Source organism: Actinomyces faecalis, from assembly GCF_013184985.2.
Classification (GTDB): Bacteria; Actinomycetota; Actinomycetes; order Actinomycetales; family Actinomycetaceae; genus Actinomyces; species Actinomyces faecalis.
In genome coordinates this window covers 1,039,634-1,053,597 of sequence record NZ_CP063418.1, presented here as the reverse complement: position 1 = coordinate 1,053,597, position 13,964 = coordinate 1,039,634, and the positions used below count along the sequence as shown (strand labels likewise).

Below are 13,964 nucleotides of genomic sequence, written 5' to 3'. Positions count from 1 at the left end.
GTCCGCTACTGCCCAGCCGCAGCCGGATCGGCCGGGTCGGGCTCAGCCGTCGCCCCGGCTCCCGGCTCGCCCTCGGCCACCGCGGCACCACGCAGCTCGGCCGCCAGCGGGGCGTCCACCCGCCCGCGCAGGCGCGTGCCGACCTCGATGTACTCGATGGCGTCGATCTCGCCGTCGGCGTGCACCTTGGCCACCAGGTCCCCGCGGGAGTAGGGGATCACCAGGTCCACCGGGACGTCGGGACGCGGCAGCATCTGCTCAATGCGCCCACGCAGCTCGTCCAGCCCCTCGCCCGTGGCCGCTGAGACGATGACCGCCTCGGGCAGGCGGGTACGCAGGGCCGCGAGCGTCACGGCGTCGGCCAGGTCCGCCTTGTTGAGGACGATGAGCTCAGGAACCTCCAGCGCCCCCGGGATCTCCGCCAGCACCGCGCGCACGGCAGCGATCTGGCTGAGCGGGTCCGGGTGGGCGGCGTCGACGACGTGGACGAGCACGTCCGCGCCCGCCACCTCCTCCAGCGTGGAGCGGAAGGCCTCGATGAGCTCGTGCGGCAGGTTGCGCACGAAGCCGACCGTGTCCGTGAGCGTGTACAGGCGCCCGTCCGAGGTCTCGGCCTTGCGGACCGTGGGGTCCAGGGTGGCGAAGAGAGCGTCCTGGACCATGAGGCCGGCGTCAGTGAGACGGTTCATGAGGGAGGACTTGCCGGCGTTGGTGTAGCCGGCGATCGCCACCGAGGGGATGGGGCCACGACGGCGCGAGCCGCGCTTGACCTCGCGTGAGGGCGCCATGGCCTTGATCTCGCGACGCAGCCTGGCCATACGGTCGCGGATACGCCGACGGTCCAGCTCGATCTTGGTCTCACCGGGTCCGCGCGAGCCGATGCCCTGACCGCCGGCCACGCGCCCACCGGCCTGGCGGGACATGGACTCACCCCATCCGCGCAGACGCGGCAGCAGGTACTCCAGCTGGGCGAGCTCGACCTGTGCCTTGCCCTCGCGGGACTTGGCGTGCTGGGCGAAGATGTCGAGGATGAGGGCGGTGCGGTCGACGACCTTGACCTGTACCACGTCCTCCAGGGCACGTCGCTGTGAGGGGGCGAGGTCCCCGTCGACGATCACGGTGTCCGCTCCTGCGGCGGCCACCATCTCCGCCAGCTCCTTGGCCTTTCCGGAGCCCAGGTAGGTGGCGGGGTCCGGGTGGTCGCGCTTCTGGATGAGGGCGTCGAGCACCTGCGAGCCGGCGGTCTCGGCCAGGGCGGCGAGCTCAGCCAGCGAGGTCTCGGCGTCCTGGGCGTCAGCCGCCTCCAGGGCCGCTCCGTGCCGGGACGACGGCGAGGCCGCGGCTCCGGTGGTCGCCGCCGGTCGTGCCGCGGGCAGCTCGAGCCCTACCAGGACCACCTTCTCCAGGCGGATCTGGCGGTACTCGACCTCGGAGACGTCCTCCAGCTCGGTGGTCAGGGAGGCCACGCGCCGGCTGGCGGCCCGTGCCTCACGCTCCAGGGCGCCGTCGTCGGCCAGGTCGTGACGGGTGTGGTCGCCGGCCGTGGAGGCCAGGGCCGTGCCGTGGCGGGAGAGGATGCGGCTGACGATGTCCTCGGCGCTGGGCGCGTCGGTGCCGATGTAGGCGTCAGTGGTGTGGCTGTCAGTAGTGGTGTGGCTGTCAGTACGGTCAGTCAAGAAGAGTCCTTCGTCGTATGCGTGCGGAGGTCCGGAGCAAGGCTCAACGGACCGGCAGTCTCGTCAGGACGGCGACGTCGGCTGTCGCCGTCTCAGCGCATACGGAAAATCCACATGGGTGGCATCGTAACGGCCCTGCGCCCGTGACACCAGCCTGGTGCGGCAAGACCGACGCAGATCACCCCGCACCAGCCGGGCTCGTACCACGTGCTCCCGGCTCCGCGGCACCCGCTAACCTGCCACCGTGAGCACGCCTGTCCCGGATCCCCCACAGGCCCAGGGCACGCCTGCTGCCCAGGACCCTGCCCTCGCGCCGTGTCTGCGGCCCCAGCCCTCACCGTCAGCACGTACAGTCCTCACCACCCGGCTGGGCCACCTGGCCCTCGCCATGCTCGCCGTCGAGCTCATGGCCGGGATGCAGACCTACATCAACCAGACGGTCCTGCCGCTCATGGCCACCGACCTGGGTGCCCGTGCGCACTACGGCCTGGTCACCGCCGCGGCCATGGTCCCGACCTTTCTCACGATGCCGCTGGGCGGGGCGATGCTCCAGCGCTGGCGTGCCGACCGGCTCATGACCGTGCTCACGACCGTCCTCGTGGCCGGAGCCGTCCTCGGCGCGCTGGCTCCGAGCATCGGCGTCTACGTGCTCGGCGAGGTCCTGCGCGGGCTCGCTGCCGGGGCGCTGGCGACCGTGTCCACCGGGGTGCTCGTCGCCGGTCTGCCCGAGGCCTGGCGCAGGCTCTTCCTGGCGGCTTCCTCCGCCATGTGGATCGTCTCCTCGCTCATCGGTCCTGTCTACGCCTCGGTGCTGTCCTCGGCCTGGAGCTGGAGGTGGGCACTGGTGGGGTACGTCCCCGTGCTCGTGGCGGCCCGGCTGGTCATGGCCCGGGAGGTCCGGGGCCTGAGCGTCAGCGGGGACGACGACGCCCCGCCGTGGGCCGCCGCCCTCACCCTGGCGGGAGGGGTAGCGCTGATCGGCCTCGTCCCGGCCTCCTCTGCCTGGATCTGGCCGGCAGGCGCTATCGGCCTGGCCTGCGCGGTGAGGGCCTGCGCCCGGGTCTTCCCCGCCGGCGTCATGCGCCTGGCTCCTGGCCGTCCTGCCGCTGTCGCGACGCTGGCCTGGGTGTGCGCCGTCTACTTCGCCCTGGACTTCCTGATCTCTCCCGCCTCGCACGACGTGCTGGGGCTGGGGCCCGCAGCCGTGGGCTGGGCGCTGACCGCCAACGGGCTGGCGTGGAGCGCCGTCGCCATGTGGTGCGGCGCCAGGCCCGCACGTACACCCCGGCGGTACCTGCTGCGTGGCACGGCTGGCGCCCTGGCCTTTGCCGCAGGCTCCGGCCTCCTCGTCATGGCGCTGAGCAGCCTGGGGCCGTGGTGGCTGGTGCACGCCGGCTGGACGCTGGCCGGGGTCGGAATGGGGCTGACGCACCAGGACACGATGATCCGCTGCGTCACGGACCCCAGCGAGCGAGGGCTCGACAGCGACGGCCTCTCGCAGACGTCTGTGGCCACGGCCGTGACGGTGGCCGGCAACGCCGGCGGAGCGACGCTCGGCACCCTGGTGACGAGCCTGACCGCGCCCACGGCAGCCGGGGTCGAGGCCGCGATCGTGGTCCCGGTCGCGGTGGTGCTCGGGCTCCTGCTCGCGCTCACCCCGGCACTCGCCCAGCGCGCGGCCTGAGAAGGACCGTCCGCCACCTGGGTAGCCTTGCGGGCGTGAGCGAGCACTACTTCACTGCCTCCCCCTCCGTCCCGGCCCAGGAGCAGACCCACCGGTTCCTCATCCGAGGCCGCGAGCACGAGGTCGTCACCGCCTCCGGCGTCTTCTCCGCCTCCCGCCTGGACAAGGGCACCCAGGTGCTGCTCGACCACGTTCCCCAGCCGCCTAGCACCGGTACCTTCCTCGATCTGGGGTGCGGCTGGGGAGCAATCGCCCTGGCGCTGGCTGACGCCAGCCCACAGGCCGAGGTCCTCGCCGTCGACGTCAACGACCGCGCGCTTGAGCTGACCACCCGCAACGCCGTCACCGCCGGCCACGACCAGGTACGGGCGGTCCAGGCCGAGGAGCTGCTGGCCGAACTGTACAGGACCGGGCGCCATCTCGACCTCATCTGGTCCAACCCACCGGTACGCGTGGGCAAGGAGGCCCTGCACGGTCTCCTGCTCAGCTGGCTGCCGCTGCTGTCCGAGGACGGCGAGGCCTGGTTGGTGGTCGGCAAGAACCTCGGCGCGGACTCCTTGGCCCGCTGGATGGGCGAGCAGGGCTACACAGTGAGCAAGGAGTCCTCGTCCAAGGGCTTCCGTGTCCTGCGCGTGCGCCGATGACTCCAGGCGTTAAGCGGGGTTGCCTCAGCAAAGCACCCACGCGCGCTCTCTCGTATACACTTTTCTTCGCACCCCGATCAAAAGTCGGGACACCCATCTCACTCTTCCGCTGAGATGCCTCGCAGGGCACACACCGACGTGGTCCCTCCAAGTGAAGCGAAGGTTAACGACATTGCACAGCGTCATGCGCGCACTGGCTGCGTTAGGGGCCCTGGCCCTCGCGGCAGCGCTCCCCATCCCCACCACAGCTGCCGCCCCCGACGCGGCAGAGCCCACCACCGCCTCTTCCTACGACCCGCAGGGCACAGCCGCCCTGCCCGATACCATCCCCTCCCTGGACGGCTGGACCAACAGCGGCGGCACATGGTCCCTGGTGGACGGTGCCCGAGTCGTCGCCGAGGACTCCTCGCTCGCGCCACGCGTGAGCACGCTCGCCACCGAGCTGAGCGCCTATCTGGGCTCCAGCGTGCCCGGCCTCGCTGGCGTCGCAGACGCCAAGGCCACCGACATCGAGCTCATCAAGGCTGAGGACCGCCTGAGCGAGCTCGGCAAGGAGGGCTTCGAGCTGACCACCGGCTCCGAGGGGTTCAAGGTCGTCGGTGCCACCGACATCGGCGTCTTCTACGGCACCCGCTCAGTCTCCCAGCTCCTGCGCCAGGGCACCGTGACCCTCCCCGCCGGGACGGTAGTCTCCAAGCCCCAGTACGTCGAGCGCGGCGTCACCTTGTGCGCCTGCCAGATCAACGTCTCCGAGGAGTGGATCAGCCAGCTCCTCGATGACATGGCTGACCTTCGTCTCAACTACCTCCTGCTGGAGATGAAGCTGAAGTCGGACACCTACCCGGACACCAACACCTACTCCTACTACACCAAGGAGGACATCAGGAGGCTGGTGGCCAAGGCACGTTCCTACGGCATTGAGGTCATCCCGGAGATCAACTCCCCTGGCCACATGAACATCTGGTTGGAGAACTCCCCCCAGTACCAGCTCGCCCGCGCCAACGGCTCGCTCCGTGCTGACGGCCTGGACATCTCCAAGCCTGAGGCTCGTCAGCTCCTCAAGGACCTCATTGACGAGTACGACGGTGTCTTTGACACCAGCTACTGGCACATGGGTGCCGACGAGTACATGATGGGTGCCTCCTACGACACCTTCCCCCAGCTCGGGGAGTATGCGAAGGCCACCTACGGCCCCAACGCCACCGCTGCTGACGCCTTCACCGGCTTCATCAACGAGATCAACGCCTACATCAAGACCAAGGGCAAGACCCTGCGTATCTGGAACGACGGGGTCATCGACACCCAGGCTGTCACCTTGGACAAGGACATCATCGTGGAGTACTGGCTGGGTTCCGGACTCCAGCCGACCCAGCTCGCCGAGCGCGGTTACCAGCTGATGAACGCCAGCCAGAGCCTGTACTGGTCACGCTCGGCCAAGGTCTACGACGTCGACCCCGGCCAGCTGTACAGCTCGGGCTGGAACGTGGGGACCTTCGACGGCAACCGCAAGATTGACCCTCACTACAAGGGCCTGCTGGGAGCCAAGGTCTCGGTCTGGCCCGACCGCTCGGACTATGAGACCGAGAACGAGGTCGCGATGTACATCGGCGACGGCCTGCGCCTCCTGTCCCAGCTGACCTGGTCCGCCTCACGCCCGTGGCAGGACTGGAACAGTATGAAGCGCGCGATCGACTCCATCGGTGAGCCCACCCTACGAGACACGGTCCCCGGGACGGAGCTACCCGAGGGCACCTACGACCTGCAGGAGCTGAAGTCCGTCGGCGAAGGTCCGTGGCAGCTGAGCAAGACCTACGACGGCTACTACCAGGTGCGCGACACCGCCTCGGGCAAGTGCCTGTCGATGTTCACCGGGATCAAGCACCTGTCGGTCGTCACCGAGGTCGGCGCACGCCCAGAGCTTCGCGAGTGCGGTGACATGTCGATCCGCTACACCGAGCGCGCGTACCGCACCCAGGCTCCGGTCGAGCACAACCCACAGAAGTGGCGCGTGAGTCTCCATACCACGCGTGGTGACGACGGGAAGGCTGGGAACGGTATCGCCCTGCGCAATGCACTGACCAATCAGTACCTGGCCGTGGCCACGGGCAGCGAGAAGCACGTGGATATCCAGGGTGTGTCAGCTGAAGGTGTTGATCTCACCCAGACTCTGTCAGGTTCCGGCAACAAGCTGGCTGCCGGAACGGTCGCGCAATTCCCCCGTGACCTCGTCTCCGACGGCACAGAGCTGGCCGACAGTGCCGTGTTCACCCTCAGCCGCCAGATCGGCATGTCCGTCCAGGAAGCCAACCTGAGCGAGATCAGCCCGGCTGCGCCCGGTACGGTCACGATCGCGCTCAGCGCGGGATCTGACGCGCCCGTGCCTGCCTCGACAGTATCTCTGTCCCTGCCCGAGGGCTGGACGGGACTGCCCCAGACAGTCGATGTCCCACAGATCCCGGCTGGGGGCACGGCACACGTCAAGGCCACTATCGTCAACACGACGGCAGCCGGATCGGCCACCGCGACTTTCACGTGGTCGTGGGGTGAGGAGGAGGGCTCCTCCCGCCAGGTCACAGCAGCGCTGACCTCGACCCTGGGCGCACGCGTGTGCTCCGGCTTCACTGACCTGTCGACTGACTCTGAGGAGACAGCTGGTGAAGGACCGGTCAACGGCCACGTTGCCGCCGCCTTCGACGGGAAGGACACCACCTTCTGGCACAGCCAGTGGCAAGGGGCCACGCCCACGCTGCCGCACTGGCTCGTGTTCAACCCCACCACCGCGCTTGACGGAAACAAGATGCTGACCGTGGAGTACCTGTCCCGTCAGGGCAAGGTCAACGGCCGTATCAAGGACTACAGGATCTACGTCTCCCCCACCGCCAAGGCAGGGGACGCCGACTGGGGCACACCGGTGGTCTCCGGAACGTGGGAGAGCTCCACGCACTGGCAGCGTGCGACGTTCCCCGAGGCTCTTGACGGACAGTTCGTCAAGCTCGAAATCACCGACGTGTGGGACGAGTTCGCCGACCAGCAGGACCAGTTCGCCTCGGCTGCCAGCATCTGTGTCCAGGGAGCGGTTCCTGCCGTCGCGCTGGAGGAGCCGGACAAGCCTACGGTCGAGGAGGGTCCCGTCCTCAAGCCTGCGGCAGGTGCCGCTACCTTGACGGTGGAGGTAGAGAACAACAGGCAGACAGTCGACAAGGGCGCGGACATCACACCGGTGGCGCTGCGGCTGAGCGGCAGCTCCATCACCCAGGCCGTCACCACCTCTTTCCCCCAAGGACTACCTCGGGGGCTGGTCTATGACGCTGGCGCACTCACCATCAGCGGCTCGTTGAGCGAGCCAGGAGTGCACACGTTCCCGGTCGTCGTCATCCGTGACGGTCTCAGCGTCGAGACGACCGTGACCCTCACGGTCAGCGAGCCTGAGACTCACGAGCCCGACGACGAGCCCGGCACCACCAACCCCGGTGACGAGAACGAACCAGACGGCTCCGACGACGAGCCCGGCACCACCAACCCCGGTGACAAGGACGAACCAGACCCCGCCCCAGATCAGCGTCCCTCGGACGCCCCCAGCGCGAAGGCTCTGGCCGTCTCCTCCACCAGCGACCGCGAGCACGGACGCACAGGCGCACGTTCCCTCGCCAGGACGGGCATCACGGTCAGTGCCGTGGCACTGGGCGCCCTGACGACGCTGGTCGGTGGCGGCGTCCTGCTCAGGCGTCGCCGGGAGCAGTAGGCGCTGGAAGTCGGCCCCCGAGGAGCTGGTGCTCCTCGGGGGCCTTTCCTTCGCCCAGCGTGTCAGAAGCCCTGGGCCGCGACCCGGGCGACGTCGTCGTCCGCGCCAGACAGGTCCGAGGCCGGAGTGGACCAGCGCCCAGTGGCCACGTCGATCCCGATACCGATCAGCACCACGACCAGGGTCGGCACGATCCAGCCAGTCGAGTCGTTCCACATGCCCGTGCGAGCCAGCAGGTCGCTCGGCGTGGTCCATCCCATGTCTGAGGCCGCTGAGACAGCTCCCAGGACGATCGCCGTCGCCACCGGCAGCAGGTAGGTGGCGCGCAGGTGTCCTGGCGCCGCCGCGTCCACGAGCGTCACCGCCACGAGCGTGATGGCGATGGGGTAGAGCAGCAGCGTCAACGGCGAGATGATCGCGAGCACGGTTGCCAGACCCAGGTTCGCCAGCGCGAAGGAGACAGCGGTCGAGCCGGTCAGCCAGGTCGCGAAGGGCACCTTGGGCCACGCGGTGTGGGCATAGGCTGAGAATGAAGAGAGCAGTCCGACGGCGGTGGTCAGGCAGGCCAGCAGCACGATGCCGGCCAGCACCACCACACCGGCGCTCCCCAGGGCCGAGCTCGCCGCGTCACGCAGCAGGGCCGTGCCGTCAGACACGTCCTGCCCCGGCGTGCGGGCGCCGATCATCGCCAGCCCCACATAGACCGCAGCCAGCAGGGCAGCTGCCAGGCTGCCGGCACCGATCGTGGCCCTGGTGACCGCGCCGGTTGAGGTGAACCCGTGCGAGCGCAGGGACTGGATGACCACGATCCCGAAGACGGTGGCCGCCAGGACGTCCATCGTGAGGTACCCCTTCGTCAGCCCGATGACCAGCGGATGGCTGTCATAGCCTGGCTGAGCGGGACGCTCCAGGGGCGCGGACTGGGTGATCGTGATGGCGCACAGGACGGCGATGAGGATGAGCAGGGACGGGGTCAGCCAGCGCCCGATCCGGTCCGCCAGCCTGGAGGGCCGCAGGCCCAGCACGAGGGCGGTTCCCAGGAAGATGGTGGCGTGAGCTGGCAGTGCCCAGGATCCCGGTGTCGTCCCCATCAGTTCCAGCACTGGCCGGGTCGCCAGCTCGTAGGAGACGGTCACGACCCTCGGCACGGCGTACATCGGGCCGATCGACAGGTAGACCGCCAGCGGCATGAGCGTCCCGAAGGTCGGCCCCACCCGCCGCGCCAGGCCGAGGATCCCCTCGCCAGAGGTGGACACGGCGATGACGGCGACAAGCGGCAGCAGCACGCCGGTCAGGCAGAAGCCCAGGACCACCTGCCACATGTGGTTGCCGGCTGAGGCGCCCAGGACCGGGGGGAAGATGAGGTTTCCGGCGCCGAAGAACAGTGCGAAGAGCATTAGTCCAGTGGTCACCACATGGATCGGGGACGAGGTGGTTGTGCTGGGGGAGGAAAGATCAGACATGGGGCTTTCGGGCTAGTGGGAGCAGTCGCAGCGCAAGCGACACGTGACAGGGGGAGTAGTGCGGTGCGGGTCTCAGGACAGGCTCAGCCGTCCGGTGATGCTCGCCGGACCAGTGAGCAGGACGGTGGCGTCCTCGGCCCAGGGATCCGCACCCACGTGGACCCCTACCTGGCCGCCAGGCACGTCGATGAGGTAGTCGGTGGGCGCGTCCGCCCCCTCCCACTCGTGAAGAGCGACGGCGACGGCGCAGCAGCCGGATGCGCTGGAGCGGGTCTCTCCGACCCCGCGCTCAAGCACACGCACGCGTGCACGGCCCACGCACTCGCCGTCGTCATCGTCCTGCCCCAGGGCGAGGACAAGCTCCAGGCTGGTCCCCTGGGGCGGCAGCGGGTCATAGGTCGGGCGGTCAGGGCCGGGCAGAGTCCCCAGGAAGGCGGCGTCAAGCTCAGCCTCATCAGCCAGAGCCACTACCGTGTGCGGATCTGGCATGGCGATCGACAGCGCTGCCCGCACTCCGTCCAGGCCTGGCACCGTAACGGCCGTGTCCCAGCCCTCGTCGTCGACCTCACCGGCTGCCCCCTGGGGGCGGATGAGCCGGGCTGCTCCCATGTCCACGGTCCACAGACCGCCACCGCGGGTGAGCGTACGTGCGCCACCGCGGGTCCCGATCGTGACCGAGTCGCCGTCCTCTACCCGCGCCAGCCCCTCGTGCACCAGGACCTCGGCCATGAGCCGGATGGCATTGCCGTTTGTCTGGGACAGTGATCCGTCGGCGTGGTAGCAGTCCATGAACCACTCCGCCTCAGGCACAGCCTGGTGGAAGCTGCCGGCCCCGGGCAGGGAAGCGGTGCGCACCACGCGGACGAAGCCGTCCGCACCAGCCCCGGCATGGCGGTTGCAGACCTCGGCAACGTCAGCGGCGCTGAGGGCCACCTGGCAGTCCGGGTCCACCAGGAGGAGGAAGTCGTTCTCCGTGGCATGCCCTTTGATGAGGGTGCGGCCCGCCAGGGGCGTGTGCTGGGTCATGGTGCACAGCCTAGAGGCCTGGCGGCCCGGCCTCATGGTCAGGTCCTGTCGGCGTGCTCACGCCCCCTCCTCTCGGCGGACAACCTTGTCGTTACTCGGACAACAGAAAACCCCGGTTTCACGTTGTCCGAGTAACGACAAGGTTGTCCATCAGGGTCGGCGGGGGATGCGCCGGAGCAGGGCCAGCGCCTGCTCGACGACGCGCTCACGCTCCCCCGCCGCCCAGGCGCCGTCCTCATCCAGGACGACGTCGAGCCAGTGGACACGCGGGTCGCGGCGGAACCACTTCAGCTGGCGCGAGACCAGCTGACGCGTGGCCAGGCACGTAGACTCAATCGCCTCCTCAGTGGTCATCGCGCCGTCGAGCACAGCGATCGCCTGCGCGTAACCGATGGCTCGCGACGCCGTCGGCCCCTCACGCAGGCCCTGGTCCAGCAGCGCCGCGGTCTCCTCCAGCAGCCCAGAGTCAAACATGGCCGTGGTACGCACGCGGATCCGCTCGCGCAGCAGCTCACGGTCCGGGCGCAACGCCAGGTGCACCGTAGGAGCGACGTCCTCATAGCGAGGCAGGCCGGCAGAGAAGGGGCGACCCGTGACGGCCGCAACCTCCAGCGCACGCACGATACGCCGTGAGTCGGTGGGCTGGATACGGGCGGCGCTGACCGGGTCACTGCTCTCCAGCTCCGCACGCAGCGCCGCCAGCCCCTCGCGCTCCACACGCTGCTCCAGGGCGGCGCGCACGGCTGGGTCCGTGCCAGGAAAGTCCAGCGCATCGGTGAGAGCACGTACGTAGAGCCCGGAGCCACCTACGATGAGCCCCCGCCCCCCGCGCGCCTCGATCGCCTCAAGGTCCGCACGAGCGTGCCGTTGGTAGGAGGCGACGGAGGCCTCCTGGCACACCTCCAGCACGTCAATCTGGTGGTGGGGCACCCCACGACGTTCGGCCAGGGGCAGCGTGGCCGTGCCGATGTCCATGCCCCGGTAGAGCTGGGAGGCGTCAGCCCCCACGACCTCAGCGGGAGCCGAGCTGCCTGCCCCCTCCCCCAGGGCCTCGATGAGGTCGAGGGCGAGGTCGGACTTGCCGCTCGCCGTCGGGCCGACGACGGCGATCCGCACCGGTGCCAGGCGGCCTCCCGTACCGCCGGCCACCGGGTCTGGAGAAGCAACCATCTCGCTCACAGCTCCGGCAGGAGGGGTCCGACCTGGCTCAGCGCCTGGATGCAGGCGGACAGCGCCGTCTCCAGGTGCAGGCGCAGCTGAGCATCACTGACGCCGCTGGTCAGGTCCATGAGGTAGGTCGCGCGCACCATCGGACCCACAGGGGTGTCGATCACCGCCACCGTCGGGAAGAACTTGTCTCGGTTCCAGTCGTTGACGCTGGCCCCAATCTCCTCACGCTCGCCAGCGGCCAGCGGCTCGGTCGCGTCACCGGAGACCAGCAGCCAGCCCTCGTGCTCCTCAGGCTCCTCGATGACAAAGGGGAAGTCGTCCCAGTTGCCCACCAGGAAGGAGTGCCCCGCCTCCTGACGGCGCTCGACGGCGTAGCCCATGGGCCCGGTCAGCATCGCCTCGATCCGGGCGAGACTCAGTGGTGGAGTCAGGTCTACCTCGTGCGCGGACTCACGCTCCCCGCGCTGCTCACTCTCCGCTCCGGTGACGGCCGGGGCGGAGGCGGCTGCGCCGTCGGCGTGGTCGGCAGGCAGGTCAGCCAGGGCCGCCGCGTGCGGGCTGCGACGGTACCCACGGGGCTGGGCGCCTGAGGCCGCCGGCGGCTGGATGCGTCCCAGGAGCCTGGCGAGCAGGCGCGCGAGACCTCTGCGAGGGGACAGGGGCATCTCAGGGCTCCAGGTTTCCACGCAGAGGGTCAGGAAAGAGGTTCTCCGCCTCGCGCATGAGGGCGACGATGAGGCGGCAGCTGGTAAAGACGAAGCTCTCCAGCTGGGCGTCCGTCATTCCGGCCCCCAGTGGATAGGTGACCTCACCGTGCAGGCGAACGACGCCGCCGTCAGCGATGGTCAGGTAGGCCTTGGGACCGATCCGAGTGGCGTTCCAGTCCTCGACCAGGTGACGCAGCTGGGCCAGGTGCTCCGTGTCCGAGATGCGGTGCCACACGCCCCGCAGCTGGATGGCACGCTCGTCCTGGAAGATGACGTGGACGGTCACATAGCGCCAGGGGATGCCGATGTCCCCCTCGTCGTCAACGAAGTAGCGCAGGCCCAGGCTCTGCACGCAGGCCAGCACGCGGTCGACGTCGACCATCGAGGGAGCACAGACCTTGGACATAAGGACAACCCTAGCGACTGGCGCGAGATGAGGCTGTGAGGCGTGCCCTCTGGTGCCATGGGAGGACAGGAACGCTTCACCCCGGAGGCACCGTCACCAACGTCGTTGACATCATAGGGATGAGCGAGGCGAGCGGCCAGGCTCCGACGAGCCTGGTCCTCCCATCGCGCCAGGACGCCGTTCAACAGCACGCCGAGCCACCCGCAGGCACACCGGTACGAGAGCCAGAAGGAGAAGACCGGCCATGGCGCGGAACACGGGCAGTCCCGCGCGCTGCGCGACGTACCACGCCTCGTCGCTGGCCATGGCCCAGTGGGTGCGGATGCCGGCGAGGTCCTGGCGCGGCAGGGCGTCAACCGCCACACGCCGGCACAGCCAGACCATCACCGCCGCGGCACCGGCCATGACGACGGCAAGGATGACGCAGCAGACCAGTGCCTGAGCCGTGGTGCTCATGCGGCGATCCTACGAGGCAGGCCCCTGGCTCCCAAGCAGCCCAGCCCATCGCGTCAGACCGGCCCCTCAGGCCCGCGAGCGCAGCCAGGCCAGTACCGCCCGTACCCGCCGGTTGTCCTCGCTGGGAGGTAGGTTGAGCTTGGCGAAGATGTTGGCCACGTGCTTGGCCACCGCGCCGTCGGAGAGCACGAGCCGCTCAGCCACTTGGGCGTTGGACAGCCCCTCTGCCATGAGCGCGAGCACCTCCTGCTCGCGCGGGGTCAGTCGCTCCAGCCCACGCTCGGACTCACTCACCATCTGAACCGTGGTTTCGTGTTCTGGATCGGGGGTTACCCGTGGCATAACCCCCGATCCAGAACACGAAACCACGGTTGTGCGGGCCGGTGCGGCCATCCCTCGGTTCGACGGCGCCGCCTCGGTGTCGCTGGCAGGCCTGGCCATGAGCGTGGCCAGTACCTCAGGGTCGACAACGATCCCGCCCGAGGCCACCACATCCAGGCTGCGGACAAAGTCGTCCACGCGTCCCACCCGCTCCTTGAGTAGGTACCCCACCGCCCCAGCCTGCGTGCCCGCCCCGTCAAGCAGGTCACGCAGGTAGGGCCCGGCCACATAGGCCGAGAGCACCACGACCGGCAGGCCCGGGTAGGCCGCGCGCAGGTCCACGGCAGCCCGCAGGCCGTCGTCGGTCCCGCTCGGCGGCATCCGCACGTCAGTGACGACGACGTCGGGCAGCTGCCCTGACGTGGCCAGGCGGGCCACCTCGGTGCGTAGCTCCTCGGCGTCCGCGGCCTGGGCGACCACCTCGTGCCCGGCGGCGGCCAGCAGGCCTGCCAGCCCCTCCCTCAGGAGGGTGACGTCGTCGGCCAGCACGATTCTCATGGGCACCATTGTGCCGCAGCACGTGGGTTGGGCTCGCCGGCAGAGCCGGCATCGGCGGGCCGGGCGGGCCAGGCGGGCCAGGCGGGCCAGGCGCAGCCTGAGTCATGACCG

General features: G+C 69.3%; 11 protein-coding genes. 3 read left to right on the top strand and 8 right to left on the bottom strand.

The window, feature by feature from the left end; all coding sequences use genetic code 11:
* Positions 1-5: 5 nt before the first annotated feature.
* Positions 6-1,619 carry a GTPase HflX gene (gene hflX / locus HRL51_RS04480; RefSeq protein WP_172193267.1) on the bottom strand — a complete coding sequence of 538 codons (1,614 nt, stop codon included), beginning with the start codon at positions 1,617-1,619 and terminating at the stop codon, positions 6-8.
* A gap of 301 nt (positions 1,620-1,920) precedes the next feature.
* Here hflX and HRL51_RS04475 point away from each other — a divergent pair, with 301 nt between their 5' ends.
* The 3 genes from HRL51_RS04475 to HRL51_RS04465 all read left to right on the top strand — a co-directional run bounded on the left by HRL51_RS04475 (position 1,921) and on the right by HRL51_RS04465 (position 7,746).
* Positions 1,921-3,360 carry an MFS transporter gene (locus HRL51_RS04475; protein ID WP_342355660.1) on the top strand — a complete coding sequence of 480 codons (1,440 nt, stop codon included), beginning with the start codon at positions 1,921-1,923 and terminating at the stop codon, positions 3,358-3,360.
* Positions 3,361-3,395: 35 nt separating this feature from the next.
* The gene (locus HRL51_RS04470) at positions 3,396-4,004 is read left to right on the top strand and encodes a class I SAM-dependent methyltransferase (protein WP_172121136.1); all 609 of its coding nucleotides are present in this window, start codon (positions 3,396-3,398) and stop codon (positions 4,002-4,004) included.
* A 184-nt stretch (positions 4,005-4,188) separates the two neighbouring features.
* Positions 4,189-7,746 (top strand): family 20 glycosylhydrolase, encoded by a 3,558-nt coding sequence (locus tag HRL51_RS04465; protein ID WP_172193152.1) that lies wholly within the window; start codon positions 4,189-4,191, stop codon positions 7,744-7,746.
* Between the two features lie 62 nt (positions 7,747-7,808).
* On the opposite strand, the gene brnQ is transcribed toward HRL51_RS04465, so the two are convergent.
* The 7 genes from brnQ to HRL51_RS04430 all read right to left on the bottom strand — a co-directional run bounded on the left by brnQ (position 7,809) and on the right by HRL51_RS04430 (position 13,853).
* Positions 7,809-9,209, bottom strand: coding sequence for a branched-chain amino acid transport system II carrier protein (gene brnQ / locus HRL51_RS04460; protein WP_172193154.1), 1,401 nt, complete (start codon positions 9,207-9,209; stop codon positions 7,809-7,811).
* A 72-nt stretch (positions 9,210-9,281) separates the two neighbouring features.
* Complete coding sequence (locus HRL51_RS04455) at positions 9,282-10,235, bottom strand: diaminopimelate epimerase (protein WP_172121133.1); 954 nt, start codon at positions 10,233-10,235, stop codon at positions 9,282-9,284.
* Positions 10,236-10,385: 150 nt separating this feature from the next.
* Positions 10,386-11,405: a tRNA (adenosine(37)-N6)-dimethylallyltransferase MiaA gene (gene miaA, locus HRL51_RS04450; RefSeq protein WP_172121132.1), complete on the bottom strand. Its 1,020-nt coding sequence runs from the start codon at positions 11,403-11,405 to the stop codon at positions 10,386-10,388.
* 5 nt (positions 11,406-11,410) lie between these two features.
* A complete protein-coding gene (locus HRL51_RS04445; protein WP_172193156.1) occupies positions 11,411-12,070 on the bottom strand; it encodes a type III secretion system chaperone family protein in 660 nt (219 codons plus the stop codon).
* A gap of 1 nt (position 12,071) precedes the next feature.
* Positions 12,072-12,518, bottom strand: coding sequence for a YbjN domain-containing protein (locus HRL51_RS04440; RefSeq protein ID WP_172121130.1), 447 nt, complete (start codon positions 12,516-12,518; stop codon positions 12,072-12,074).
* 111 nt (positions 12,519-12,629) lie between these two features.
* Positions 12,630-12,974: an SdpI family protein gene (locus HRL51_RS04435; RefSeq protein WP_172193158.1), complete on the bottom strand. Its 345-nt coding sequence runs from the start codon at positions 12,972-12,974 to the stop codon at positions 12,630-12,632.
* A 66-nt stretch (positions 12,975-13,040) separates the two neighbouring features.
* Entirely contained in the window at positions 13,041-13,853 is an 813-nt protein-coding gene (locus tag HRL51_RS04430) for a response regulator transcription factor (protein ID WP_172193160.1), read from the bottom strand.
* Positions 13,854-13,964 lie beyond the last annotated feature (111 nt).

Excerpts from the sequence above, each read along its gene's own strand:
- HRL51_RS04465 (WP_172193152.1), top strand. The coding sequence starts at position 4,189 with ATGCGCGCACTGGCTGCGTTAGGGGCCCTGGCCCTCGCGGCAGCGCTC.
- brnQ (WP_172193154.1), bottom strand. The coding sequence starts at position 9,209 with ATGTCTGATCTTTCCTCCCCCAGCACAACCACCTCGTCCCCGATCCAT.
- HRL51_RS04455 (WP_172121133.1), bottom strand. The coding sequence starts at position 10,235 with ATGACCCAGCACACGCCCCTGGCGGGCCGCACCCTCATCAAAGGGCAT.
- miaA (WP_172121132.1), bottom strand. The coding sequence starts at position 11,405 with ATGGTTGCTTCTCCAGACCCGGTGGCCGGCGGTACGGGAGGCCGCCTG.
- HRL51_RS04445 (WP_172193156.1), bottom strand. The coding sequence starts at position 12,070 with ATGCCCCTGTCCCCTCGCAGAGGTCTCGCGCGCCTGCTCGCCAGGCTC.
- HRL51_RS04440 (WP_172121130.1), bottom strand. The coding sequence starts at position 12,518 with ATGTCCAAGGTCTGTGCTCCCTCGATGGTCGACGTCGACCGCGTGCTG.
- HRL51_RS04435 (WP_172193158.1), bottom strand. The coding sequence starts at position 12,974 with ATGAGCACCACGGCTCAGGCACTGGTCTGCTGCGTCATCCTTGCCGTC.
- HRL51_RS04430 (WP_172193160.1), bottom strand. The coding sequence starts at position 13,853 with ATGAGAATCGTGCTGGCCGACGACGTCACCCTCCTGAGGGAGGGGCTG.